This window comes from Neisseriaceae bacterium CLB008 (assembly GCA_041228285.1).
GTDB lineage: Bacteria > Pseudomonadota > Gammaproteobacteria > Burkholderiales > Neisseriaceae > JAGNPU01.
On the sequence record CP166133.1, the window covers coordinates 2,639,385 to 2,665,588 of the forward strand.

The 26,204-nt window shown below is 50.0% G+C and carries 21 protein-coding genes and 1 tRNA gene; 8 read left to right on the plus strand and 14 right to left on the minus strand.

The window, feature by feature from the left end; translation table 11 throughout:
• Positions 1 to 173: 173 nt before the first annotated feature.
• Together AB8Q18_12225 and AB8Q18_12230 are read right to left on the minus strand one after the other, a co-directional pair.
• Positions 174 to 1,241, minus strand: coding sequence for a porin (locus AB8Q18_12225; GenBank protein XDZ50938.1), 1,068 nt, complete (start codon positions 1,239 to 1,241; stop codon positions 174 to 176).
• 540 nt (positions 1,242 to 1,781) lie between these two features.
• On the minus strand, positions 1,782 to 2,888 hold the full coding sequence (locus tag AB8Q18_12230) for a porin (GenBank protein XDZ50939.1): 1,107 nt from the start codon (positions 2,886 to 2,888) through the stop codon (positions 1,782 to 1,784).
• Between the two features lie 481 nt (positions 2,889 to 3,369).
• On the opposite strand from AB8Q18_12230, the gene AB8Q18_12235 reads away from it, so the two are divergent.
• A complete protein-coding gene (locus AB8Q18_12235; protein XDZ50940.1) occupies positions 3,370 to 3,705 on the plus strand; it encodes a ComEA family DNA-binding protein in 336 nt (111 codons plus the stop codon).
• Positions 3,706 to 3,740: 35 nt separating this feature from the next.
• On the opposite strand, the gene rsgA is transcribed toward AB8Q18_12235, so the two are convergent.
• Entirely contained in the window at positions 3,741 to 4,613 is an 873-nt protein-coding gene (gene rsgA / locus AB8Q18_12240) for a ribosome small subunit-dependent GTPase A (GenBank protein XDZ50941.1), read from the minus strand.
• Entirely contained in the window at positions 4,606 to 5,892 is a 1,287-nt protein-coding gene (locus tag AB8Q18_12245; GenBank protein ID XDZ50942.1) for a M48 family metallopeptidase, read from the minus strand. Before AB8Q18_12245 ends, rsgA begins: the two co-directional genes overlap by 8 nt.
• An 83-nt stretch (positions 5,893 to 5,975) precedes the next feature.
• Here AB8Q18_12245 and orn point away from each other — a divergent pair, with 83 nt between their 5' ends.
• The 4 genes from orn (at position 5,976) to tenA (ending at position 9,836) form a co-directional block, all read left to right on the plus strand.
• A complete protein-coding gene (gene orn, locus AB8Q18_12250; protein XDZ50943.1) occupies positions 5,976 to 6,521 on the plus strand; it encodes an oligoribonuclease in 546 nt (181 codons plus the stop codon).
• A gap of 42 nt (positions 6,522 to 6,563) precedes the next feature.
• Entirely contained in the window at positions 6,564 to 8,210 is a 1,647-nt protein-coding gene (gene pgi / locus AB8Q18_12255) for a glucose-6-phosphate isomerase (GenBank protein ID XDZ50944.1), read from the plus strand.
• Entirely contained in the window at positions 8,200 to 8,706 is a 507-nt protein-coding gene (locus tag AB8Q18_12260) for a CinA family protein (protein XDZ50945.1), read from the plus strand. The genes pgi and AB8Q18_12260 overlap by 11 nt, the downstream gene beginning before the upstream one ends.
• Positions 8,707 to 9,146: 440 nt before the next feature.
• Positions 9,147 to 9,836 carry a thiaminase II gene (gene tenA / locus AB8Q18_12265; GenBank protein XDZ50946.1) on the plus strand — a complete coding sequence of 230 codons (690 nt, stop codon included), beginning with the start codon at positions 9,147 to 9,149 and terminating at the stop codon, positions 9,834 to 9,836.
• 69 nt (positions 9,837 to 9,905) lie between these two features.
• Here the strand turns inward: tenA and AB8Q18_12270 are convergent, their stop codons facing one another.
• The 7 genes from AB8Q18_12270 to ribF all read right to left on the minus strand — a co-directional run bounded on the left by AB8Q18_12270 (position 9,906) and on the right by ribF (position 17,671).
• Positions 9,906 to 11,300, minus strand: coding sequence for a sodium:proton antiporter (locus AB8Q18_12270; GenBank protein XDZ50947.1), 1,395 nt, complete (start codon positions 11,298 to 11,300; stop codon positions 9,906 to 9,908).
• 412 nt (positions 11,301 to 11,712) lie between these two features.
• Complete coding sequence (locus AB8Q18_12275; protein XDZ50948.1) at positions 11,713 to 12,006, minus strand: hypothetical protein; 294 nt, start codon at positions 12,004 to 12,006, stop codon at positions 11,713 to 11,715.
• Positions 12,007 to 12,194: 188 nt separating this feature from the next.
• Positions 12,195 to 12,270 (minus strand) — tRNA-Phe (locus tag AB8Q18_12280).
• A 191-nt stretch (positions 12,271 to 12,461) separates the two neighbouring features.
• Positions 12,462 to 13,388, minus strand: coding sequence for a 4-hydroxy-3-methylbut-2-enyl diphosphate reductase (gene ispH, locus AB8Q18_12285; GenBank protein ID XDZ50949.1), 927 nt, complete (start codon positions 13,386 to 13,388; stop codon positions 12,462 to 12,464).
• Positions 13,389 to 13,463: 75 nt separating this feature from the next.
• Positions 13,464 to 13,952 carry a signal peptidase II gene (gene lspA / locus AB8Q18_12290; GenBank protein ID XDZ50950.1) on the minus strand — a complete coding sequence of 163 codons (489 nt, stop codon included), beginning with the start codon at positions 13,950 to 13,952 and terminating at the stop codon, positions 13,464 to 13,466.
• Positions 13,945 to 16,725, minus strand: a complete 2,781-nt coding sequence (gene ileS / locus AB8Q18_12295) for an isoleucine--tRNA ligase (protein XDZ50951.1) — start codon at positions 16,723 to 16,725, stop codon at positions 13,945 to 13,947. The genes lspA and ileS overlap by 8 nt, the downstream gene beginning before the upstream one ends.
• Before the next feature lie 10 nt (positions 16,726 to 16,735).
• Positions 16,736 to 17,671, minus strand: coding sequence for a bifunctional riboflavin kinase/FAD synthetase (gene ribF, locus AB8Q18_12300; protein ID XDZ52933.1), 936 nt, complete (start codon positions 17,669 to 17,671; stop codon positions 16,736 to 16,738).
• A gap of 242 nt (positions 17,672 to 17,913) precedes the next feature.
• Between ribF and AB8Q18_12305 the strand changes: the two genes are divergently transcribed.
• Positions 17,914 to 18,660 (plus strand): amino acid ABC transporter permease, encoded by a 747-nt coding sequence (locus AB8Q18_12305; GenBank protein ID XDZ50952.1) that lies wholly within the window; start codon positions 17,914 to 17,916, stop codon positions 18,658 to 18,660.
• Between the two features lie 148 nt (positions 18,661 to 18,808).
• Here the strand turns inward: AB8Q18_12305 and AB8Q18_12310 are convergent, their stop codons facing one another.
• Complete coding sequence (locus tag AB8Q18_12310; GenBank protein ID XDZ50953.1) at positions 18,809 to 19,963, minus strand: class I SAM-dependent RNA methyltransferase; 1,155 nt, start codon at positions 19,961 to 19,963, stop codon at positions 18,809 to 18,811.
• 55 nt (positions 19,964 to 20,018) lie between these two features.
• On the opposite strand from AB8Q18_12310, the gene mutY reads away from it, so the two are divergent.
• Positions 20,019 to 21,065 carry an A/G-specific adenine glycosylase gene (gene mutY, locus AB8Q18_12315; GenBank protein XDZ50954.1) on the plus strand — a complete coding sequence of 349 codons (1,047 nt, stop codon included), beginning with the start codon at positions 20,019 to 20,021 and terminating at the stop codon, positions 21,063 to 21,065.
• Positions 21,066 to 21,144: 79 nt separating this feature from the next.
• Entirely contained in the window at positions 21,145 to 23,352 is a 2,208-nt protein-coding gene (locus AB8Q18_12320) for a bifunctional (p)ppGpp synthetase/guanosine-3',5'-bis(diphosphate) 3'-pyrophosphohydrolase (GenBank protein ID XDZ50955.1), read from the plus strand.
• A gap of 52 nt (positions 23,353 to 23,404) precedes the next feature.
• On the opposite strand, the gene AB8Q18_12325 is transcribed toward AB8Q18_12320, so the two are convergent.
• Positions 23,405 to 24,682 carry an MFS transporter gene (locus AB8Q18_12325; protein XDZ50956.1) on the minus strand — a complete coding sequence of 426 codons (1,278 nt, stop codon included), beginning with the start codon at positions 24,680 to 24,682 and terminating at the stop codon, positions 23,405 to 23,407.
• Positions 24,683 to 24,709: 27 nt separating this feature from the next.
• Complete coding sequence (locus AB8Q18_12330) at positions 24,710 to 25,888, minus strand: M20 aminoacylase family protein (protein XDZ50957.1); 1,179 nt, start codon at positions 25,886 to 25,888, stop codon at positions 24,710 to 24,712.
• Between the last annotated feature and the right edge of the window lie 316 nt (positions 25,889 to 26,204).

Below are 26,204 nucleotides of genomic sequence, written 5' to 3' on the forward strand. Positions count from 1 at the left end.
AAAAATATTATAAAATCACTCACATTTTAGTCATTCCTTTTTTTCCGAGAAAAAGCGTTGACACAAAAAACAAAATCATCATATTCAGCCCTACAGCCCAATCCACAGCGCCTCGCGCCGCTCAACGCCATAAAAAAGCCGACCTTAGTCGGCTGATCTCACGGTAGTAAAGCTTAGAACAAATGGCGCATACCCAAGGTCAACGCGGTTTGCTGGGTTCGATCATCGCGCTCACCAAACTTAATCCAGCCAGCACTCATCAGCGCGGCGGTACGCTTAGATAAATCGTAGGTACCGCTCACCACCACTTGATCATATTGGCTGTCGTTAAGCTTCTCGCCCGTTCCGGTGTGTTTTTCTTTAAACCCGTGCGCATAGCTGAGCGTCGGGGTGAATTGGCCCATTTTATACGCCCCGGTCAGCACCACCTGATGCGACGTGACTGCCCGCTCTCCCGTCCATTTCTTATCGGCAAACTGGGTGTCGTCACCGTATGATGCCACGCCCTTGCCATACTCATAGCCAAGGCCCAAGAAGGCCGTACCATCGTGATAACCAGTTTCGATACGGTGAATTTGTGCGGCCTTAACCTGGTCTCCATCTTGATAGCCATTATTGTCATAAATCAGCGCATATTTCGCATATAGTGCAGCATGGGTGTACTTCAAGCCCAAAACGTATTTAGCCTTATCGCGATTGCCTACTTCATTATGGCCAGCCGTCTCATTATTCTCACTGTCGGAGGCCACATACTGCAATGAGCCCTCAAACCCTGAAATCTTGGGCGAGTCATAGCGGATGGATGAACCAAAGCGAATGGTGTGCCGATTATACATTTTAAGGCCGCCTGCCCAATCGCCAACGCTGTCATAATCACGAGGGTCACTGTTACGCATATCGCTGTCGAAGTAGCTGCGTAGCGTACCCATGCGTACGGTACCCAAATCACCTTTTAGGCCAATGAATGTTTCACGGTTAGACCAACCGGTATTGGTGTTGCCTGTCAATGACACGCTTTGCTCTACTTGCCAAATCGCCTTCAGGCCATTGCCTAAGTTTTCCTCTCCCCTAAAGCCAATGCGCGAAATATAGTCGCGCACATTCGTCGTCGACCCATTTTGCTCACCGTTACGCTTGGTTTTTTTATAGTCAAGACCGCCCTTAAGCAAACCATACATCGTTACATCGGCCATGGCTGCTGTGGGCACGGCCAATAAGGCACAACACAATAGCTTCTTCATTAGGTATTCCTCCATGTCTTCAATTTAGAATAATCTTTAAACTCATGATTCACGCGTATCCAGCAGTGAATTGACTCGGCCAAGCGCCAGCTTCGCGACCAGCCGAGCGATGAATTTAATGGCCTTAGATTAAAAAATCAAACACACCCCTTTGAATTTACTGATCATTTCACCCAAAAGACACAGATTTAAGATTTTTTTCATTGATCAAGACTTAAAGCACCCTCAGTTAATGGCGCCCAATTAGGCACATACGGCCAATGACGCCAGAGGAAGGCCTGAGCAAACAGTAAAACACCTCGGCAAGCCCATTTTAAAAAATATTCTAAAATAATGAAAAAAACTCAATATTATTTTATATACAAAATACTTATTGACATACAAAACAAAATGCGGGTTTGGCTTTTTAAACCCTAAATAAACCTTGAAACGCTCTAAATAAAAAAATAGCCGCCTAATTTTATAGGGGCTATTTAAAATCACGGGCACAAAAAAGCCGGCAAAAGCCGGCTTTTTATAAGACTATTCTAGATAACTAGATTAGAATTTGTGACGTAGGCCAACAGAACCAGCAGTTTGTTCGATTTTGCCTTCGCCTTTACCGATACGCAACCAGCCAGCAGATACCAAAGCGGTAGTGCGTTTGCTTAGAGCGTAGTCAGCACCGATGATAACTTGGTCGTATTTGCTGTTGTCGTTTTTCACGCTATCAGCAGCTTTTTTCTCTTTAAAGCCGTGAGCGTAAGACATTTTAGGAGTTAGGTTACCCATAGTGTAGGCACCAGTAACCGCAACTTGGTGAGATTTAACAGCTTCGCCACCGTTTACAGTTGCAGGAGCATCAACATCAACTTCTTCCAAGAAAGCATCGCGGAAAGATTGAACGCCTTTACCGTATTCGTAGCCAACAGCTACCAATAGGTTGTTAGCATCGTAACCACCCTCTACACGGTGAATTTGAGTGTCTTTACGATCACCGTTTTGGATGTAACCAGCTTTATCCAAAGAGAATGCGTATTTAGCAAAGTAAGGACCGTAGTTGTAGCCTAGACCAACGCCGTATACTGCTGCATCTTTTTGTTTAGCAACGTTCATGCCACCGTTTTCAGGGGTTTTATGACCATCAACATTAGCGCGGTCGTCTGAGTTAGTGTATTGCAATGAACCGTAGAAACCAGCAAATTCTGGAGAATCGTAACGGATAGATTGACCGTAGCGGTTATTGTTGTTGTTAAACAAAGCTAGACCTAGAGCAGGAGAGTTGTCGCTGTATTCCCACTGGTCAGTAGTTTCCATGTCGCTCTTAGCAAAGTTGTCTAAGTTACCAACACGAACTTTACCGAAGCCACCTTCTAAACCAACGAAAGTTTCGCGGTTAGACCAACCTTTAGTGCCAGTGCTACCAGCCAAAGATACTGACTGTTCTACTTGCCAAATAGCTTTCAAGCCATTGCCTAGGTCTTCAAAACCTTTGAAACCAATGCGTGAACCGTAGTCGCCAACGTTGGTAGTAGTACCTTCTTTGTTGCTAGCAACTTTAGTTTGTTTGAAGTCTACACCGCCTTTTAATTGGCCGTATAGGGTAACGTCTGCCATAGCAGCTACTGGTAGTGATACCAATGCTAAAGCGATCAGAGTTTTTTTCATCGCTGTATTCCTTTTTAGTCAGTCAAAATAAACTTTGGGTTAGTCAAACCAACCTGTAAGTCTTAATGGTTAACCGCTGATAACCAGCGATTGCTGTAGTTAAATATAAATCGTTCGTTGTAAAAATACAAAACCTAATCACATCAAGTGGCCAAGACTTTGCGAGAAATACAACAAATCCCACACAAAACGAATTATAACACAACAAAATCAATAAGTTAAATTTAGTGGCAAAAAACACACACTTTTAGCCGTTTTTGCAAAAGTGTTGCATATTTGGCAACACATTCACGTCTTCAAGGTGGATTTTGCCCATCTTTCATGTTTATGCATACAACAAAAACCACACTTTTACTGACTGTGACCACTTTACCACGGCGCTGCTTGCCCAACGCTCAAACAAAAATTACAATGGCATTTTAATGGCTTAATCCTGACCAATCTTTTAACATAAACGACGCTCAGCGACAGGATGACCATCATGTTTGACGCCTTATTACGCCGCTCACTCCTCTTCTATCTTTTATTCAGCCTCCCGCTTTGGGCCAACGTCAACATCAACCTCGCCAGCGAAACGGAATTAAGCAGCCTCAGCGGCATAGGCCCAGCTAAGGCACAGGCCATTGTGGCGCACCGACTACAGTACGGCGCCTTTACACGCATTGAAGACATTCAGAAGGTTAAAGGCATCGGCCCAGTTCTGTTTCAGCGCATTAAAGATGACATCAACGTCAACGCCCAAACGCCTAATCTCCCGCGCGTACTGCGCGGTACTCAGCCACAGCCAGCCTTAAAAAAAATTACCCCCATAGGCTAAGCTCAATGGGGGTAGGGTTTCAGGCTAAAGACAAATCAACGACCGTCTTTAAGGAGCTCGCTGGTGACGCGCTGCAAGAACAATAAGCGCGCGGGTTTAACCTTGTCGGCCTCGACAGCGGCTTTGATGGCGCAGCCAGGCTCTTGCCTGTGGCTACAGTTATGGAATCGGCATTGGCCAACGTAGGGCGCCATGTCTGGGAAATAGTGAATCAGCTGAGTGGCCTCTAAATGGTGTAGTCCAAATTCTTGCAGCCCAGGCGAATCTATTAAATAAGTATCTTCTGCTAGCTCAAAAAGCTCGGCGTGAGTCGTCGTGTGCTTACCCGAATCCAAAGCCGCGGAAATATCCCCCACTCTGGCCATGTCTTCTTTTAACAAGGCATTGGTTAAGGTGGACTTCCCCATACCCGATTGACCCAAGAAAATATTGGTCTCACCCGCCAATAGCGGCCGCAGCGGCTCCACATCGTCTAAAGCGCTCAGTACAAACACCGGATAACCTAGGGCCTCATAAAAACCAAGCCTAGTGCGCCAAGCGTCTGTTTCAGGCAAGTCGGCCTTATTCAATAAGATGACTACTTTAATGTGTGCGGCCTCACCAGCCAATAGCGCGCGCTGCAACAATGTTTCGCTCGGCGTGGGTACGGCGGCCAACACCACGATCAGCTGCGTGACGTTGGCGGCGATCACTTTGGTACGAAACGCATCTTGCCGATACAGCAAACTTTGACGCGGCTGATAGCCTTCAATCACCGCTTGATGATCGTTAATCAGGGTGATGTCCACAAAATCACCGCAGGCATAGTCCACCCGCTTACCGCGGGTAGTGGCGTCGATGAGGGTTTCATCCGGCAGCCTCACTACGTAGCGGCGGCCATAACTTTTGATGATTTGTGCATCACGCATGATGTTGTTCCTTTTCGGTCGCCAATGCTTCAATGGCCTTGATTCTGAGTTCGGCTCGGGGATGGCTATCATAAAACCAAGCGTATAAGGGGTCGGGGGTTAGGGTACTGGCATTACGCTTATATAAGGTGACCAAAGCGCTGATCAAATGCTCAGGCTGACTATGGGCACAGGCAAATGCATCTGCCTCATACTCATCACGTCGTGAAAACATAAAGCCGATCGGGCTGAACACAAAGGTAAACAACGGCAACACCAGCGTAAACAACAGCAATGCCATCGCGTGTGACGCAAAGTTAACCTCCACGCCTAAACCAGCATAAAAGCCGCTTTGCTGCATCACTGCATGCAAGAGGCCTAAGGCGATCAGGGTAAAGCCCATACGCCGAACCATGCCTTTTTGAACGTGCTTTTTCTTAAAGTGACCTAATTCGTGGGCCAAGACCGCCACAATCTCGTCGGTGCTGAGCTGGTTAATTAAGGTATCAAACAACACAATTCGCTTATGCTTACCCATGCCTGAAAAATAAGCATTGCCGTGGCTAGAGCGCTTAGACCCATCCATAACGTACAGGCCTTGGCTGTCAAAACCCGTTTGATCCAGCAAGTCTAATACCGCTGTTTTCAGCTCGCCTTCGGGCAAGGGTTCAAAGCGATTAAACCGTGGTGCGATCACGGTGGGGAAAAACCATTGAATGAATAAGGTGAAGCCAACCGTCGCTGCCCACGCCCACAGCCACCACAGGCCGCCGGCCACACCCATAAACCATAAGACCAACCACACAAACGGCAGGCCAATCACCGCCAGAAAGGCTAAACCCTTAAACTGATCGGCAATAAACAACCCAAGGCTGCTCTGGTTAAAGCCAAAATCACTTTCTAATTTAAATTGGCGGTAATATATTAAAGGCCAGCTTAAAACAAAGCTAACCAATATATAGGCACAGATCAGCAGCAAGCCTTGGGTTAAGGGGCCGTCGCTGACGGCCATACTCAAAACGGCCAGCCAGTTAAAGCCGCCGCCCAAGGTCAGTAACAATAGGACAAAGCCATCGAAAATAATCTGATAGCGTGCCAAGCGCTGCTTTGCCAGCGTATAATCAGCAGCAGCTTGATGCTCGCTTAGGCTAATAGCCTGTTGAAATCGACGCGGCACCTGTTGATCATGCTTTAATACATGACGGCTTTGGCGCACAGACAAAAACACCTTGAGTGCAGTACTCAAAATGAAAAACGCCATAAATAGGGCTTGAACCGTTTCTTGCTGCATGAAAGACATAGTGCATCATTCCTACTTTTTAATATAAAACAGCAGGCCTCAAGCCTGCTTTAGCAGACTATTTTGAATGGGTGACCAAGACAATGCAAGACAAAAATAATTTAGTTTGGCTAGACATGGAAATGACTGGCCTAAATCCGGACAGCGACAAAATCATTGAAGTCGCCATGATCGTCACCGATCAAAACCTAAACACCCTCGCACAATCTGAGGTGTACGCCATCCACCAAAGCGATGATGTATTAAATGGTATGGACGAATGGAACACCAGCACCCATGGCCGCACCGGCCTAACCGAGCGTGTCAAAGCCTCAACGCTGAACGAAGCCGACGTAGAAGCCGCCCTTCTGGCCTTTATGCAAACATGGGTGCCAGAAAAAACCACGCCTATGTGCGGCAACACCATTCATCAAGACCGCCGCTTTATGGCGCGCTCTATGCCTACCTTAGAAGCCTACTTTCACTACCGCAACCTCGATGTTTCTACTTTAAAAGAGCTGGCCCGTCGCTGGCGCCCAGAAATCGCTAAAGGCGTGATCAAGCGTGGCGCCCATCAGGCCTTAGATGATATTTTAGAATCAATCGAAGAAATGAAATACTATCGCGATCATTTCTTAAAGCTAGATTAAGCACTATTTGATTTTCGAACCGCTCGTTAAAAAGTGAACCGTATGCAATTCGACCCCATTAATCACTCCGCCATTTGGGCCCAGCTACACCAGCACCAGCGCGCCACGCGCTACGTCCACATGCGTGACTTATTCGAACAAGACCCTCAGCGCTTTGCCCACATGCACCTAGCGCTTGACGGCCTACTGCTCGACTACAGTAAAAATCGGCTGACTGAACACACGCTGGGCCTATTGGTGGCTCTGGCCAAAGAGGCTGATTTAGGCGAGTGGATGCAGCGTATGCGTAGCGGTGACAAGATCAACCTGAGCGAAAATCGGGCTGTTTTACACACGGCTTTACGCGCCGAGGCCGATGCCCACATAGCAGTAGACGGCATCAACGTGGTGCCGAAGGTACATGCCGCCTTACAGCAAGCGTTGGCCTTCGCTGAACGCATTCGCTCTGGCGATCATCAAGGCTTCACCGGCAAAGCCATCAAAGAAGTCGTCAACATCGGCATTGGTGGCTCTGACCTCGGCCCCTATATGGTGACCCAAGCCCTAAAGCCGTATCAGCAAGTGGGCCTGGGCGTGCACTTTGTGGCCAACGTGGACGCTGCGGACTTAATGCAAACCGTGGCCGGCTTTAACCCCGAGACCACCCTCTTCATCATCGCTAGCAAATCGTTCACCACGCCCGAAACTTTACTCAATGCCGAAGCAGCCAAGACGTGGTTCTTGGCCAACGGCGGTCATCAGGCAGCCATGGCCCAACACTTTGTCGCCGTTTCTAATAATATAGAAGCCGCCCAAGCCTTTGGCATCGTGCCCGAGCATGTGTTTGCCATGTTTGACTGGGTGGGTGGGCGCTATTCGTCATGGTCGACCATTGGCCTACCCATCATGTGCGCCATTGGCCAAGCCAACTTTCTAGACTTTTTAGCGGGCGGGCGCGCCATGGACGAGCATTTCTTTAACGCCCCCCTACGCCACAATATGCCGGTACTCATGGGGCTCATCGGCCTGTGGTATAACACCTTTTATGGCGCTCATAGCCACGCCATCATTCCCTACGACCATTGCCTAAAACGCCTGCCTGCTCACATTCAGCAGCTAGACATGGAAAGCAATGGCAAACAAACCGGCCGCATGGGCGAGCGCCTCGACTTTGACACTGGCCCTATTATTTGGGGCGAGGAAGGGGTGAACTGCCAACACGCCTTCTTCCAGCTTTTACACCAAGGCTCACGCCTCGTGCCCAGTGATTTCATCATCCCGATGAACAGCCACTATGCCGGCAAACGCCATCACAAGATGCTGGTGGCCAACGCTTTCGCCCAAACCCGAGCGTTAATGCAGGGTAAAAATGAAGCGGAAGTGTACCAAGAGCTACAACACCTTTCGGGCATCGAACAAGACCAGCTGGCACCGCAAAAATTCTTCCCCGGCAACCAGCCATCAAACACCCTACTCATAGATAAGCTCACGCCCTTTAGCATGGGCCAGCTCTTAGCCCTATATGAACACAAAGTATTTGTGCAAGGCGTGATCTGGGGGATTAATTCTTTTGACCAATGGGGCGTCGAATACGGCAAGGTATTGGCCAACAGCATTGAGCCAACCTTAAGCAACGCCGAGGCCACTGCCTATGACGGCTCTACCAATGGTTTAATCGATTACTTTAGGCGTACTCATCATGAAGCATGACGTTCTCCTCCTTTTAACTGAACAGCTCCGCCAGCATCATTACACCGTGACCTGCGCCGAATCGTGCACCGGCGGCCTGCTTGCTGCGGCCCTAACCGACTACGCTGGCAGCTCTGCCTGGTTCAATATGGGCTTCACCACTTACAGCAATGAGGCCAAGCAGCAGCTTTTAGGCGTCAGCTCCGACACGCTACGCGATCACGGCGCAGTCAGCGCCGCCACGGTCATGGAAATGGCAACTGGGGCGCTGGCCGCTGCTCAGGCCGATTTCGCCCTCAGCGTTTCCGGCATTGCTGGCCCTGGCGGCGGCAGTGAAGCCAAACCTGTTGGCACGGTATGGTTTGGCCTGGCTCAAGCCTGCCCCGCACACCAAACCCTTCCCTCGCAAGCCCGCACCCATGTATTCAGCGGCACCCGCACCCAAATTCGGGCGCAGGCCGTCGACTTTGCCATCGGCTGGCTATTAGATACGCTGAACACCATGCACAATCCGTGAGGATAGCCACAAGGATAAGCTGTGCATAAGCCATCTAGCTGATTGATTTAACATCGCTATTTCAACCTGCTTATTTTTTAGGCAAATCCGTCATTATTCTGTTTGTCACGATGCCATAAGCACCGCTATAGCCTCATAACGAATAAAAACCTAACTACCCCCGTTTAACGTGCATTAAGCTGTGGATAAACTGTCCACAACCAGACAAACGCCTTGTTCTCAAGGCGTTTTCTAAATCCGCTTAATTTTTAAGCAAACTCCCCCTAGTCCCAATCAAAGCAATGGCATCACTTGCTTACTTTCTGGATTACCTTATACTTTGCCCCACACACACCGCCCGTTTGGCGTACGCTGACGCTGTTTCATGGCGCGCCAGCACAGGCATCCAACACACCCTCTCATTCGGCAACGCTTGAATGATTATTGTGGAGAATCTCAAAATGACCGTAAAATTCAGTCAACGCATTTTTAATAAAGTCCAGCCGCTCTGGGATGCCTACCTCGAGCATCCTTTCGTTAAAGGCATTGGCGACGGCACTTTAGCGCATGAAAAATTCAAACATTATCTGGAACAAGACTACGTCTACCTTATCGAGTATTCAAAATTATTTTCATTGGGCGCCACTCAGGCCAACGATTTAGACACCAAAACCCTGTTCGCCAATCTGCTACACGGCACGCTGAATTTCGAAATGGATTTACATCGCCAATACGCAGCTCAGTTCGGCATCAGCGCACAGAAGCTAGCGGCCACTCAGCCGGCGGCCACCACCGTAGCCTACACCAGCTATATGCTGAACAAAGCCCAAAACGGCCTGCCTTATACTTTGGCCGCGGTTTTGTGCTGTGCTTGGAGCTACAACTATATTGGCTTGGCTTTGGCACAAATCCCTGGCGCCTCTGCACATGAATTTTACGGCCAATGGGTGCAGACCTATTCTTCACCAGAATTTACCGCTCTGGCGCAGCAATGCATCGACTTGATTGATGAAGTGGCTGGCGAAATGCCAGCAAGCGTACAGGCAGAGCTAGAAGACATTGTGGTGTACACCAGCTATTTTGAACACATGTTCTGGGACATGGGTGAGACTTTAGCCATGTGGCCAATCAAAACCTTAAACGAATACTAAATTAACTTAGGTTTTATCCATACAAAACGGTGCCCACAGGCACCGTTTTTGATTGTAATGTCCTAGGCCTTATCGCAGGAAAACCCAGTTCATTAAGCCATACAAGGGCAGCAACACTGCCAAGGCAATCAAGAAATAACCAAAAAAGGACGGCATGGCGTAACCGCGCTCTTCAGCCATGGTTTTAACCATAAAGTTAGGCGCATTGCCAATATACGTCAGCGGCCCAGTAAACACCGTACCCATGGAAATCGCTAACAGCGTTTGCGCCAGCGGCCCCATCAAGAGTTGGGCATCGCCCGACGCCATATTAAAGAACACCAAATAGGTTGGGGCATTATCTAACCCAGCTGACAGCGCGGTAGTGACCCAAAAATACATCACGTTATTAGGTGAGCCGTCGGCATAATGCGCTAGGTCATGAATGGCACTAAAGGCACCAGCAGAGCCTGCTTTTAACATCACGATCACGGGCGTAATGGTGATAAAGATCCCCAAGAAGAGTTTCGCCACTTCTTTCATGGGTGCCCAGGTAAAGTCATTGCCGCCACGCACCTGCTTGGGCGTGATCATGAGGGAGACCAGTGTCACCAAAACAAACACGCCGTCTCGGATTAACCCTTCAATGGGTACTGAGGTGCCAAAAATAACGTAGTGCACATTGGGGTGCCAAAAACCCGACACCAAAATGGCCGCAATCACCACCAACAATAAAATAAAGTTTACTTTACCAAACAACACGAAGCTTAGCTTACTCGTCGGCTTAGTCTCTAAGCCTTCTTTATGAAAGTAATAAGTATCCAAAGCATAAAACAGCAGCAGCAAAATGCTCGACATCATCAGCACTGGCCACAGCATGTAACGCATCGTCCAAAAGAAATCAACGCCGCTCAAAAAGCCCAAGAATAAAGGTGGGTCACCCAGCGGCGTGAGGCCGCCGCCAATATTGGCCACTAAAAAGATAAAAAAGATCACTACATGGGTTTTATGACGCCGATTTTGGTTGGCGGCCAACAGCGGGCGAATCAACAGCATGGCAGCGCCCGTGGTGCCCATAAAAGAAGCCAGGAGCGTTCCTAAAGCCAACAGGCTAAGGTTAAACTTGGGCGTAGCAACAAAATCACCGGCCACCAAAATACCGCCCGAAACCGTGTATAGCACCACTAACAGCAAGATGAACGGCAAATACTCCGAGAACAAAGCATGACTCATTACCTCAACCCCGGCATAAGCCCCATAAGCGCTCATCAATGGCAGCAAAAAGGCCAGACTCCAAAAAGCCGTGACTTTGCCAAAATGTCGATGCCAGAACTTGGGGGCAAATAAAGGGAAGGTTGCGACCGACAAGATCGTACCCAAAAACGGCAACCCCCACCACATGGATAATGTGGTGCCATCGAGGCTAACGGCTTGGGCACTAAGCGGCAACAACGATAGGCATAACAACGCCAGAGTCTTGTGCATGTGTGCTCCTGAATGATTGAGTTCACCCTAATGAGCCACATGCCACCGCCTCAATGTTTCAGGCCATCCTACATGGTCAAACGGACAGGTTGATGATTCGCGCGAACACGCACCTCACAAAAATGAACGAAAACAAAAGATATCGCCTTTTGGCGACTTTTAATGAAATATAAAGAACTATATCAGATAATAATACTAATTACAGCCCTACTTCAACTCGCATTTTGCTGCGCACACGCAACCAAACCGCTGATTCATTCAAAAAAATCAAACCACTTTAAACATATCATTTTGTTTTTATTATAAAAAATAACAAACCAACATTCGCAAGCCATAAAAAATCCGTAAAATCTGAGACTTAGATTTTACGGACCTTTACATCCTCAAAGCAGACCCACGAATAAGCCTCAGGCTAACCGCCACAGCCACCGCAGCATGAACCTGTATGTCCTTCCTCTTCGGTCACGGGATAAATCTGGCTCATTTCCTGCAATACAGCGCCATCCTTCACCCATGCGAATACCGACGTCACCTTCTGGCCTGCATCAGACAGCACCTGTACGACACGCAAAGCCTCTGCGGCCGATTGAGGCTCATCAGTCTCTGTCGGCGCCTGCCCAGCACGAACACGCACCCAGACATCAAAGCCGCTCGCTTGATGCTGTCCTACAATTGTCTGAATGGCTTCTATAGCGCCACTATTCATCACCCTCATCACCCTATCTCCGTTAATGACTGACTAAACCTTCATTCTAGCAAATAATGGCCCACGACAAGCCAGTCAGATCAACAAAGCAGCAGAACGGCCTTTTGAGGCCAAATCTATTCAGCATTTAGACCGCGATAAAAGCCGCAGACGAAAAAAAACCAGCTCGAAAGCTGGTTTTTAAAATTTGGTGGCCAGACCCAGGATCGAACTGGGGACACACGGATTTTCAATCCGTTGCTCTACCTACTGAGCTATCTAGCCTTGTCTTCTTGTGCTGCTTCATCAGAAGAGGTATGCATTAAACCAAATTTAACCGGTCTTGGCAAGCCTTTTCAGATAAACTTTTTGACTATTTTCAAAATAACCGTCAAATCAATCGTTTAATGACGCCTTATTTTTAAAGAAATCGCTAAAAATAAGGCTGAATAAGGCCTCAAGCCAAGCAAGCCTAACTAGCGCAACTCTTTTGGCAACACAAAAATAATGTTTTCTTCCACGCCCTCTAGCTCAGCCACAGCCTCATGACCCATTTGATTGATGGCAGCTATGACTTCTTCTACCAACACCTCAGGCGCCGATGCACCGGCCGTCACCCCAACCTTATGCTTGCCCACAAACCACTCTGGCTGTAGGTAGGTGGCATTATCCACCATATAAGCCTCTACGCCGCGCAGTGTCGCTACTTCACGCAGGCGATTGCTGTTGGAGCTATTGGGTGAGCCCACCACAATCACTAAGTCACAGTCTTCAGACAGCTTTTTCACTGCATCCTGGCGGTTTTGGGTGGCATAGCAGATGTCATCCTTCTTGGGGCCATGAATGTTGGGAAACCTTACCCGCAAAGCCTCAATAATGCCTTTGGTTTCGTCTACCGACAGCGTGGTCTGGCTCACGTAAGCCAGTTTATCTGGATTGCGTACGTCCAAGCCAGCCACATCAGCCTCAACCTCAACGAGCAGCATACTGTCTTTCACCTGGCCCATCGTGCCTTCTACTTCAGGGTGACCCTTATGGCCAATCATGATGATTTGGTAATCCTGCTCATACAGCCGCTTGACTTCATTGTGCACTTTAGTCACCAAGGGGCAGGTGGCGTCAAAAATACGGAACCCACGCGATTTAGCCTCATCCTGCACCGCCACCGACACCCCGTGAGCGGAGTAAATCAACGTCGACTCGGGCGGTACATCGGCCAAATCTTCAATAAAAATGGCGCCCTTCGCGCGCAAATTATCCACCACGAATTTATTGTGCACGACTTCATGGCGTACATAAATCGGCGCACCGTATTCTTCTAGCGCTCGCTCCACAATATTAATGGCCCGATCAACCCCGGCACAAAACCCACGCGGGTTGGCCAATAAAATTTCTTTACCCATTGCCACATCCTTAATCTGCAAGCATAAACAGCCGGTCAGCCTAAGCCAACCAGCCGTCATTACCATCAAGATTGATTATTTTTTCTGACTTTTAAAAGTATCCACGATTAACAAAGCCGCGCCAATAAAAATAAAGCTGTCGGCTAGATTAAACGCAGGATAAAACCAGTTTTGATAATAAAACAGTAAAAAGTCAATCACATGACCGTGCATACCACGATCAATGACGTTACCTAAAGCTCCGCCCATGATACAAGCGGCCGCCCACTTGGCCAGCGTACTGAATTGATTTTTCACAATACCGTAAGCCAAATAGGCGCTTACCGCCACAGCCAAAGCAAAGAAAAAGTATTTCTGCCAGCCGCCGGCATCGGCCAAAAAGCTAAAGGCCGCGCCGGGGTTATACATCAGCGTTAGGTCAAAAAAGTTCGGGATGACGTTCACCCGTTCTAAATAGGCAAAGCTGCCCTGAACCGACAACTTGGTGACCTGATCCAGCACGATCACCAAAGCCGCCCATAAAAAATACTTAATATTGCTTGGCTTGGCTTGGCTATTAGGCATGCAGTCTTTCCTCGCCCTCACCATCTAGATTGGTCACACAGCGACCGCACAAGGTTGGGTGAGCAGGCTGTTGGCCGACATCGTCGGTGTAGTGCCAGCAACGCTCGCATTTTTCGGCGCTCACGCTGGTGGCTTTAACTTCTAAGGCCTCAGCCACGCGAACCGTGGCTTGAGACACCAAGAAGACAAAGCGTAGCTCATCACCTAGGCTCAATAGCTGTGCCGCCACGTCTTCTGGCGCAGCTATTTCAATGGCAGCCTGCAATGAAGAGCCCACTTCGTTCTTCACGCGTAGGGCTTCGATTTCTTTATTCGCCACTTCACGCACGTCACGAATGATCTGCCATTTCGCCGCCAAGGCGGCCTGCTCGCCTTCAGCCATGGCCGGGAATTCGTGCCAAGTATGATAGAGCACGCTGTCTTCGTCTTCACCCGTCAACACCATCCACGCTTCGTCTGCGGTAAAGCACAGAATCGGACCCAACACCAGCAGCAAGCTGCGGGTAATGTGGTATAGCGCGGTTTGCGCACTGCGGCGCGGCAGACTATTAGCCTGAGTGGTGTACAGACGATCTTTTAGAATGTCTAAGTAGAACGAGCCCATTTCTTCCGAACAGAAGTGCAAAATCTCTTGCACGGCGTGATGGAAGGCATAAGCAGGATAGTCTTGATCGGCCACCTGAGTTTGCAGCTGCTGTGCCAACACCATGCCGTAGCGATCCAGTTCCAGCATATCGGCAACCGCCACTTGATCCTTAGTTGGATCAAAATCAGATAGGTTCGCCAACAGGAAGCGTAACGTATTGCGCAAACGGCGGTAGCTCTCGGTCACACGCTTCAAGATCTCATCAGACAAGGCCACTTCACCGGTGTAGTCGGTTGAAGCCGTCCACAGGCGTAAAATATCGGCGCCTAAGGTATCGCTAATGGTTTGTGGCGCAATCACGTTACCGATAGACTTGGACATCTTCTGGCCTTGACCATCCACCACAAAACCGTGGGTCAAGAGCTGTTTATATGGAGGCGTACCCATGGTAGCACAGGCCGTCATCATCGACGATTGGAACCAACCGCGGTGCTGGTCACTGCCCTCTAAGTAAAGGTCGGCAGGCCAAGTCAACTCTGGACGCTGGCGCAACACTGAGTAATGGGTAGAACCAGAATCAAACCACACGTCTAAGGTATCGGTGAGCTTTTTGTATTCTTTGGCTTCCGCGCCCAGTAATTCTTCAGCCTCTAGGCTAAACCAAGCTTCAATGCCTTGCTTCTCCATACGCAGAGCGACTTCTTCGATCAGCTCTAGCGAGCGAGGATGCAGTTCACCAGTTTCTTTATGCACGAAGAACGCCATCGGGGTACCCCAGCTGCGCTGACGTGAAATACACCAGTCTGGGCGACCGCTGACCATAGACTCAAGACGCGCACGGCCCCAAGCAGGGACAAAATCGGTCTCTTCAACGCCCTTCATCGCTTTAGCACGTAAGGTTTGACCATCAGCCCCTTCTTTATCCATGGCAATAAACCACTGCGCCGTGGCACGGAAAATAATCGGGGTTTTATGGCGCCAGCAATGGGGGTAGCTGTGCTCTAATTTAGTGCCTGAAAACAGGTGGCCAGATTTCTCTAACGCCGTCACCAAAATCGGATTGGCATCCCAAACGGTTTTACCCGCCACAAACGGTACGTCTGCTTTAAAGCGGCCATCGTCCAAAATTAAGTTTTCGATCTCAATCTTATACTTTAGGCACACATTATAGTCATCCAAGCCGTGAGCCGGTGCGGTGTGCACTAAGCCAGTACCAGCATCGGTGGTCACGTGGTCGCCCAGAATAATCGGTACGTGCTTGTCCATAAACGGATGCTGTAGCATCAAGCCTTCTAGCTTCTCGCCCAATGCTTCAGCCACAACAGGGCTGCCCTCTAAACCAAAGCGCACCAAGGCATCTGCAACCAAGTCTTTCGCCAAGATAACGTAACCTTTAGCCGTTTGGATCAGCTGGTACTCAACTTCAGGATGAACGCTGACCGCCTTATTGGCAGGCAAGGTCCAAGGCGTGGTGGTCCAGATCACGGCAAATACTTTGCCAGAGATGTAAGCGTCGCCAAACGCAGCCGATACGGCGCGGTTGTCCACGCATTCAAAGCCTACGTCGATGGTCGGCGAGACTTTATCTTTGTACTCAACTTCGGCTTCGGCCAAGGCAGAACCACACTCGATACAGTAATGAACCGGTTTTTCACCCTTAGTCAAATAGCCTTGGGCGTAAATTTGGCCCAAGGTGCGCACCGTGTTGGCCTCGGTCACAAAATCCATAGTGAGGTAGGGATGGTCCCAGTCGCCCAACATGCCTAGGCGCATGAAGGCTTGTTTTTGACGTTCGATCTGCTCGGTAGCGTATTCACGACATAGCTGTCTGAACTGTGCGGCAGGAATGTTTTTGCCGTGGGTTTTTTCTACCATCAGCTCAATCGGTAAACCATGACAGTCCCAGCCCGGCACATAGGGTGCATCGAAGCCAGAGAGGGTTTTACTGCGCACAATCATGTCTTTTAAAATTTTATTCACGGCGTGGCCGGTGTGAATGTCACCGTTGGCGTAAGGAGGGCCATCATGCAAAATAAATTTAGGACGGCCTTTGCCGATCTGGCGCAATTTTTCATAGCGCTGTTGATCTTGCCAGCTTTTCAGCCAAGCGCCTTCACGCTTGGCCAAGTTGCCACGCATTGGGAAAGGCGTATCTAATAAGTTTACGGTTGTGCGGTAGTCAGTCATTAGTCTCTCGTTATAAGCTGTGCAAGTATGCTTGTGCATCCTGCATGTCTAAGTAAATCTGTTGTTGTAAGGCCTCCAGGCCATCAAACTTGGCCTCGTCCCGCAGTTTGTGTAAAAACGTCACGGTCAGCCGTTGGCCATAGATCTCATGATCGAGGCCAAAAATATGTACTTCTAATTTCTGATGCGTGGTGTGGGTGACGGTCGGGTTAATGCCAAAACTGGCCACGCCACCCTTATGTCCAAATGGCCCATCAACCTGCACCACAAACACGCCCGACAGGGCATAGTTCTTTTGCTGTAAATGAATGTTTGCGGTTGGGCAGTTAAGCGTACGCCCTAACTTAGCGCCATGCATGACTCGGCCAGAAAGCTGATACGGCCGACCCAGGATTTTGGCAGCCTCGGCCAACTGGCCTTCAGCCAGTGCATTTCGAACCATAGTACTGGATGCACGAACATTTTCAACCAGAACCGTCGGCGTAGACTCGGTCACAAAGGCCGTTTGCCGCTGTAGCGTCGCGAAATCACCGCTGCGCTTGCTGCCAAAGCGAAAGTCATCGCCAATCAGCAAGTATTTCACATTCAAAGCTTTAATCAGAATGTCGTTCACAAATGCCTCGGCACTGAGGCTGGCAAACTGGGCGGTAAAACGCATCACCCATACATGATCTAAGGCGCCTGTGGCCCCTAAAATACTCAACTTATCCCGCAGCGGGGTTAAGCGATGCGGCGCCGTCATGGTGTGAAAGCGCTCGGCAAAGTATTCTTTAGGTTGCGGTTCAAACGTCAACAACACCGCCGGCACGCCCAAGCGCTGAGCCTCTTGCTTAAGCTTGTCGAGGATGTGCTGATGGCCTAAATGCACGCCATCAAAGTTACCAATGGTTAAGGCACAGCCGTTTTCAAAGCTTGGGATTTGCTCTTGACCCAACCAAATATGCATCATTCTGTTTGTTCTAGCCGAATATAAACCTGCTATTCTAAACGCAAACAAAGATCTAGGCCACACAATCACCACATAAATTTTAGCGATTTTTAATCAATTTACGCTTAATTTAACCCACGTTTTCACCAAGACCCAATAAAATTCGAATCCCATTGAAAAAATCTAGTAGAATAGGCCCAACTTTGCCTATGATAAACGTGGGCCTGCATCAAACATCTGCATGATATTGAGGAAAACGCATGAATATTCGCTTTGACATTATCTACGAATACCGTGAAATGTTATTCGACGGCGCCAAAATGACGCTTTGGTTAACCGTCATCGCCATTACCGTCGGCACTTTTATCGGTCTACTGGGCGCTTTTGCCCGTACTGCCCACTCAGAAAAAGGCACCTTATTGGGCCGCTCTATAGCAGGGTTCTTTCGATTACTGTCATTGATTTACGTCACCATCTTTCGTGGCACGCCGCTTTTTGTGCAAATCTTTATTTGGCACTTTGTGTGGACGCCAATGCTGGTTCACCCCGTTGATGGCCTATTGATCAGCGGCCAGCTGGCCGCCGATTTACGCAGCGCCTACGGCCCGTTTTTAGCCGGCTGTTTGGCTCTATCGGCTAACTCTGGCGCCTACATCACCGAGATTTTTCGCGCCGGCATTCAGTCCATCGACAAAGGCCAAATGGAAGCCGCTCGCTCATTAGGCTTGTCCTATAGCCAAGCCATGCGCCACATCATTTTACCGCAGGCCACTCGCCGCATGCTACCCCCTTTCGGCAATGAATTCATTACCTTACTCAAAGACAGCTCCTTAGTATCCGCCATTGGCTTGGCCGAATTGGCCTATACTGCTCGGACGATTTCTGGGCGCTTTTCGATCTACGAAGAACCCTACTACGCCATTGCGATCATTTACTTGATCATGACCATGGTCTTGGCCTATTTGTTCTCGTTCTTAGAAAAACGCTACCGCATCGGTTCCCGTTAATCCTTAAGATGGGGTTGATCAAACCGATTTAAAGAGCCGCCGCAAGGCGGTTTTTTTGTGCGTCACGTCGGGATAAAGAACGGCCGCCTCGTCTTGCGCCCACAAAAAACCGCCCTATTAAAGGACGGTTTTTTTGAGCCGCTAAGGCTTACTCAGCGTCTTTGCGACGGTTGCTGCCGGCCACCATATCGATCACAAACAGACGGCAATCGATGGCGCCATTAAACAAAGGCCATTTGCGTTTAGGCGCCAAACGAATCAGCTTAGGAAAACGCAAATCACCGGTAAAGAAACAGGTCGTCCAGCCCGTAAAGTTCTGCTTCAACCAAGCACCTAACTGTGGGTACAGCGCAGCCAGCTCTTCTTCATCCTCCAAGCGCACGCCATACGGTGGGTTGGTCACGATGAGGCCGGTCTCGGTTTTGGGTTTGGTTTCCACAATGTCTTTCACCGAGAAGGCGATCACGTCGTCCACTTCAGCATTTTGTGCATTCTTAATGGCTTCTTTAATCAAAAAGCGATTAATGTCGCTGGCGGCAATGTGCACCGTACACTCTTTTTCTTGAGCGCGAGCGCTCTCGCACAGCTCCGCCCACAACGCACGATCAAAACCCGCCAGTTTTTCAAAACCGAAGCGACGGTTCAGGCCAACGGCACGGTTTTTAGCTATTAGAGCGGCCTCAATGGCGATGGTACCGCTGCCGCACATTGGGTCCAATAGGGTTTGGCTGCCGTCAAAACCTGCCAAACGCAATAGGCCGGCGGCCAGGTTTTCGCGCAAGGGCGCTTCGCCGGTTTCTTGGCGATAACCACGTTTGAATAACGCTTCACCACTGGTGTCGATGAATAAAAAGGCTTCTTGGTGATTCAAAAATGCCTGAATGCGAATATCTGGGTTTCGCTTATCTACGCTAGGACGCTCGCCGCAAGCTGCGCGGAACACGTCGCAAACCGCATCTTTAATTTTCAACCCAACAAAATCAAGGCTGGTCACGCGCGCGCCTTTGGCCTCCACCTTAACCTTAATGGTTTGATGTACTTGGAAATAATCGGTCCACACTACGTTCGACGCCAAGCGGAACACGTCGTGCTCGTCGCGAATTTTACCGTAGCCCACCTGCAGCAATACACGACTGGCCACTCGTGAATGTAGGTTAATGCGGTATAGCGTGGCCAAAGAAGCCACGCAGGCAACGCCACCATCGGTGGCTTTTAACTGGTTGGCGCCCAATGTGCTCAGCTCATCAGCCAGCACGGTTTCTAAGCCACGTGGGCAAGAAACAAATAGTTTTAATGATGTCATGACTTATCTTTACAACGGAATTTTGCTATTGTACCTCCTTTTGCATCGACACATCATGACTAATCCCATCCCCCACCCATTTACTGAGCGGCTGATTGCCTGGCAAAAGACCGCGGGGCGACACGGCCTGCCTTGGCAGGTAAGCGATCCCTATCGGGTCTGGCTGTCTGAGGTAATGTTGCAACAAACCCAAGTGGTTACCGTATTGGACTACTACCCTCGCTTCTTGGCTGCCTTCCCCACAGTCGCCGCCTTAGCCGCTGCGCCACAGGATGACGTCTTGGCGCTATGGGCGGGGCTGGGCTACTACAGCCGCGCGCGGAATTTGCACTTTGCCGCCAAACAAGTGGTCGATGACTTTAACGGTGTCTTTCCAAGCACCCGCCTAGCCTTAGAAACCCTCAAAGGCGTAGGCCGCAGCACCGCCGCTGCTATTGCTGCGTTTTCATTTCAAAAGCGCGAGGCCATTTTAGATGGCAACGTCAAACGCGTACTGTGTCGGATGTTTGAATTAGAAGGCCTACCCACCGATAAAAAATTTGAAGCCAGCCTTTGGGCCTTAGCCGAAAGCCTTTTACCCGAGGCCGAGCACATGGCTACTTATACTCAAGGCTTGATGGACTTAGGCGCCACCGTGTGTAAACGCAGTAAGCCCTTATGCGGTGACTGCCCGATGCAAACGCTATGTTTGGCACATCAACACGACCAAACCGAACGGCTGCCCTTAAAAAAGCCCAAGCAAATCGCCCCCATTAAACCGCTGTACTGGCTCATCCTCAGCCACCCTGAGGCCGACCTATTGCTACACAAGCGGCCCGAAAAAGGCATTTGGGGCGGCCTATATTGCGTGCCCACGTTTGACACGCTGGCCGAATTGATCGAGTTTTGCCACGGCATAGGCGTGGATTTTGCCGACTTAGAGGAACAAGCACCCCTCAACCACAGACTAACCCATTTTCAACTGGTGATTACACCATTTGCCTTTCACAGCCCCCAAACGCGGCCAGAATGCCCTGAGCATTTATGGGCAACAACAGCCACACTGGCGGACTTAGGCATGCCCAAACCTTTATTAAATTATTTAAAACAGCAGCACCGTTAGCGGTTATTTCACACTAAGTCTGTGTTTAACCCCTTATTTAGCGGTACAATAAGCCATCATTAACAGGATTAAGCGCACCATGGTCTCCGTTGTTCGTAGCGTTGCCGACACCCTCAAAGATGCTCAACATCCAGAAGCTTGGATCGAAGCCATCACAGCAGGCCTTTCCGAAAAAGACAGCCAACTCATTCGGAAGGCGTTCTCGTGGGCACAACAACACTACCCCGGCCACCATACGTCCTTACTCAAAGAAGAGCTGTTTCATCATGTGATGGGCGCCGCCACCATCGTCGCAGAGCTTGACCTCTTACCCGATGCCATTGCCGCGACCTTGCTGTGCGTCATCCCCATTGTCGACAATGATTGGCAAGCATCTTTATCACCCCACTTTCCCCCCAGCCTGATCAACCTCATCGCCGGCATTAACCAAGTGGAACGCCTCACCGAGCTGGCCAGCGTAGATCAGTTAGATTCGCCGGAAGAGCGCCAAAAACAAGCCGAGACCATGCGTAAAATGCTGTTGGCCATGGTGACCGACATCCGCGTGGTGTTGATTAAGCTGGCGCTGCGCACCCAAACCATGCATGCCCTGGCCAAGGTCAACAACCCTGAGCTGGTGCAGCGCATCGCCAAGGAAACCCTAGATCTGTTTGCGCCGCTAGCCAACCGCCTGGGGGTATGGCAAATCAAATGGGAGTTGGAAGACTTAGGCTTTCGCTATCAGTCACCGCAAGAATACAGCCGCATCGCCAAACTATTAGATGAAAAGCGCACCGAGCGCTTGGAATACATCGATCGGGTTTTAGAAACCGTTCAGGCCGAATTAAAAAAAGTCGGCATTCACGCCGAAGTAGCCGGCCGACCCAAGCACATCTATTCGATTTACAAAAAAATGCGCCAGAAGAAGCTGGATTTCGAACACCTCTACGACATTCGAGCGGTGCGCATTTTGGTCGACACCATTCCTGAGTGCTACACCGCCTTAGGCATCATCCACGGCATGTGGCAACCCATATCGGGCGAATTTGACGACTATATCTCCCACCCGAAAGCCAACGATTACCGCAGCCTGCACACCGTCGTTGTGGGGCCAGAAAATAAAGGCGTCGAAGTACAAATCCGCACCTTCGACATGCATGAGTTTGCCGAATTCGGCGTAGCCGCCCACTGGCGCTACAAAGAAGGCGGTAAAGGCGACAGCGAGTATGAGCAAAAAATCGCGTGGCTACGTCAGCTTTTAGACTGGCGCGAAAGCATGGCGGACTCAGACAAAGATGATTTAGCCGATGCCTTTAAAACCGAGCTATTCAGCGACACCATTTATGTTCTGACGCCCAAGGGGCGCGTGCTGTCCTTGCCACACGGCGCCACGCCGATCGACTTCGCCTATGCACTGCATACCGACATCGGCAACCGCTGTCGCGGCGCCAAGGTAGAAGGCCAAATCGTACCGCTATCCACTCCTCTGGAAAACGGGCAGCGCGTAGAAATCATCGCCGCCAAAGAAGGAGGCCCTTCGGTTAGCTGGCTATACGATGGCTGGGTGAAAAGCAATAAGGCCATTAACAAAATTCGCCTGTCAATACGGCAACAAAACGGCGAAACCATCCGTGAAACGGGTAAAGGCCTACTCGATCGAGAGCTCAACAAGCTCAACGTCAAGCCCAGCATTCAATCACTATGCGAGCGCCTCGGCTACCACAAACCAGATGAACTGTATCAAGCCTTGGGCCATGGTGAAGTATCGCCGCGGGCCATCAGCAAGGCCGCTGGCCAGCTCAAGCAAGAGGCCATCAAAAGCGTTACCGAAGAAAGCATCGTCAAAAAGAGCAAGGCTCAAGACAACCCCAACGGCATCCTGGTCGACGGTGTGGGTAATCTGATGACGGTGTTGGCTAAATGCTGTAAACCTGCCCCGCCCGATCAAATCATGGGCTTTGTCACCAAGGGTCGCGGCATTTCCATCCACCGCCATAACTGCCCAGCCTATGTCAATATGGCCAGCCAGGCACCAGAGAAGGTCGTTTCCGCCTCTTGGGGCAACGCTCAGCAAGGCGTGTTCCCGGTAGACATCGAGCTGACCGCCCGCGACCGCAGCGGCTTATTACGCGATGTTTCGGATGCATTCTCCCGCAATAAGATCAACGTCACCGCAGTGCAAACGCAGTCTAAAGACCATTTAGCCAATATGCGCTTTACGGTTGAGGTAAAACAGGTCGACGACTTACCCAAAGTCATTGCAGCACTGTCTGACGTCAAGGGCGTCATCAACGTTTACCGACTGTAAATCCAAACCAAAACCAAAAACCACGGCATTAAGCCGTGGTTTTTTATATGGCCTACGACAGCGGCCGACCAGCCGTCTCTCGCACTAAAAGTAGCCCACCGAGGCTTAACACACCGGTGACGATTAAATAAAACGCTGGCGCATTCGGGCTACCGGTTAATTGAATCAAACCCGTGGCAATCATCTGCGCAAACCCACCAAACAGCATCACACCCAAGCTATACACTAGGGACAAGCCCGTTGCACGGACGTGAGCAGGAAAAATTTCCGCACATAGCACCACGCTAGGCCCACTGTTGAGCGCCAAAAAAATGGACAAAATCAGCACCGCCCACAGCAAAACCGCCACCGTTGCGGTATCGCTAATCCACGCAAACATAGGATAGATCAACAAAATCAACGGCACGCGCGCCCAAAACACCACTTTTTTACGCCCTACTCGATCGCTGAGCATGCCAGCAAACGGAATCAACAACAGCTGAACGCCAGCGGCCAGAAAAGCCGCCCAGATACTGCTAGAAAACGGCAGCTTTAACACGCTGATGGCGTAATTCATCATATAGTTCAACACAATAAAATTAGCCACGGTACCGCCCATGGTGATAAGTACGCCAGCCAGCAATAGGCGCGAGTGGTCGCGAAATAAAACGCCTAGGCTGCTGTGTTCTTTATGCCCATCCGCCGGCCGGGTTTCTGGCAAAGAACGCCGAATGTATAAGGCAAACGGCACCACGGCCAAACCCAAGAACATGGCCAAGCGCCAGCCCCAACTGGCCAACTGAGCATCACTCAAAAGACTCCCCAGCACTAAGCCCACCAGAGCGCCCAACATCGTGCTTAAGGCTTGACCAAACAGCTGCCAACTGCCGTAAAAACCTCGACTATGGTCGTCGGCATACTCCATCAACATCGTGGTCGACGCCCCTAGTTCTCCGCCAATGGCAAATCCTTGAATCAAACGCCCCAGCACAATCAAAATCGGCGCCGCCAAGCCAATTTGCGCATAAGTAGGCGTCACCACAAAAATCAGCGTGCCCGCGCCCATCAGCATCAGCGTCAAAAACATGGCGGGGCGGCGCCCATGCCGATCGGCATACAGCCCAATGACCAAAGCCCCTAAAGGCCGCGTCAAGAATCCCACGCCGAAGGTGGCAAACGTCAACATGAGTTTGACAAAGTCACTCTCACCTGGAAAGTATAGCGTGCCAATCAATACGGCAAACACGCTGTAAATAGCAAAATCGTAAAACTCAATGGCGTTACCGATGGTAATGCCAGCAATGGTCTTGACGCGCGTTTTACGATCATGATGCTTGGCTAAAGTGGCCATCAGCCTTCTCCCTTATGATGTATGAACCTAGGCCACGGGTAAAAACCGCTCGACCAAGCGCACCCAGTAGGTGGCCGCAATCGGCAACAGCGCATCGTTAAAATCATAGCTAGGATTGTGAACCGAACAGCCATGCGTGCCCTCACGGCCATTACCGATCAACAAATAGGCACCTGGGCACGCTTCGAGATAAAACGCAAAGTCCTCGCTGCCGGTCAAAGGCTGTAAATCAGGAATCAAAGCCTCGGCGCCAAAATGGGCCACTGCAACTTCACGAGCCAAGTCTGTGCAGGCTACATCGTTCACCAAGACTGGATAGGTGTGATCATAATCAATCACGGCGCTGGCCCCAAAGCTAGCGGCCTGCTGCTGCACCACCGTTTTAATGCGCTCTTCCAAGAGCGTACGCACTTCTGGGTTTAAAGCGCGCACGCTCAGCTTCATGTCGGCATGGTCGGGCACCACATTATTGGTTTTACCCGCCTGAATGCTGCCCACCGTGATCACTGCGGTATCCAATGGATTAACATTGCGCGCCACAATACTTTGCAAAGCCATGACAATGCTGGCCGCCACGACCACAGGATCGATCGATAAATGCGGCATGGCACCATGACCACCCTGGCCTTGAATCCGAATGGCCACGTTGTCGGACGAAGCCATCATTGGCCCGGCTCGAAAACCAAAATGCCCTTCAGGAAACCCTGGCATATTGTGATAGCCAAAAATGGCGTCGCAAGGAAACAAAGCAAACAAACCGTCGTCCATCATTTTTTTGGCGCCGCCCATGCCTTCTTCCGCGGGCTGAAAAATGAGGTTCAGCGTACCGCTAAACGGCTTGTGTTCGGCTAAGTACTTAGCAGCCGCCAGCAGACTGGCCGTATGCCCATCATGACCACAGGCATGCATTTGACCCTCGTGTACGCTGGCATAAGGCAGACCGGTAGCCTCGGTAATCGGCAGCGCATCCATATCGGCCCGTAGGCCCAAGCGTGGGCCTGCCCCGTTCAGCAACTGCCCCACCACGCCTGTACCGCCTAGGCCACGGTGGACGGTATAGCCCCACTGAGTCAGCTTTTCCGCCACCAAGTCACTGGTTAAGAACTCTTCATAACCCAATTCTGGGTGCTGATGAATCTGCTGCCGAATAGCCGTCATTTCAGGGGTAGACGCCCAAATTTCCGGTACAATGTATTCCTTGGCCATGGTAATGCTCCTTTTATGCGTATGAAGTTTTGCTCATTGATGACACAAACAGAAGGGCAGCAAACTCAGGCGGCAACTGAACCCTTTCGCTTTTATAAAGAATCAGTATGAGCCAGACTCGGCATGCCTTTATAAACAGTTATCATATTCAGCCAATTAAAGCCATGCACCTAGAGGATTACCGTTATACTAGCTATAACAAATACATAAAAACCACACAAAAAAACACTTTACGAAGCCGCTAACAAATCCAGCTTTTAACGTCCACAACCACAATGTACCCTCCTGACGCGCAAAATATTGCTAAATCCATTCA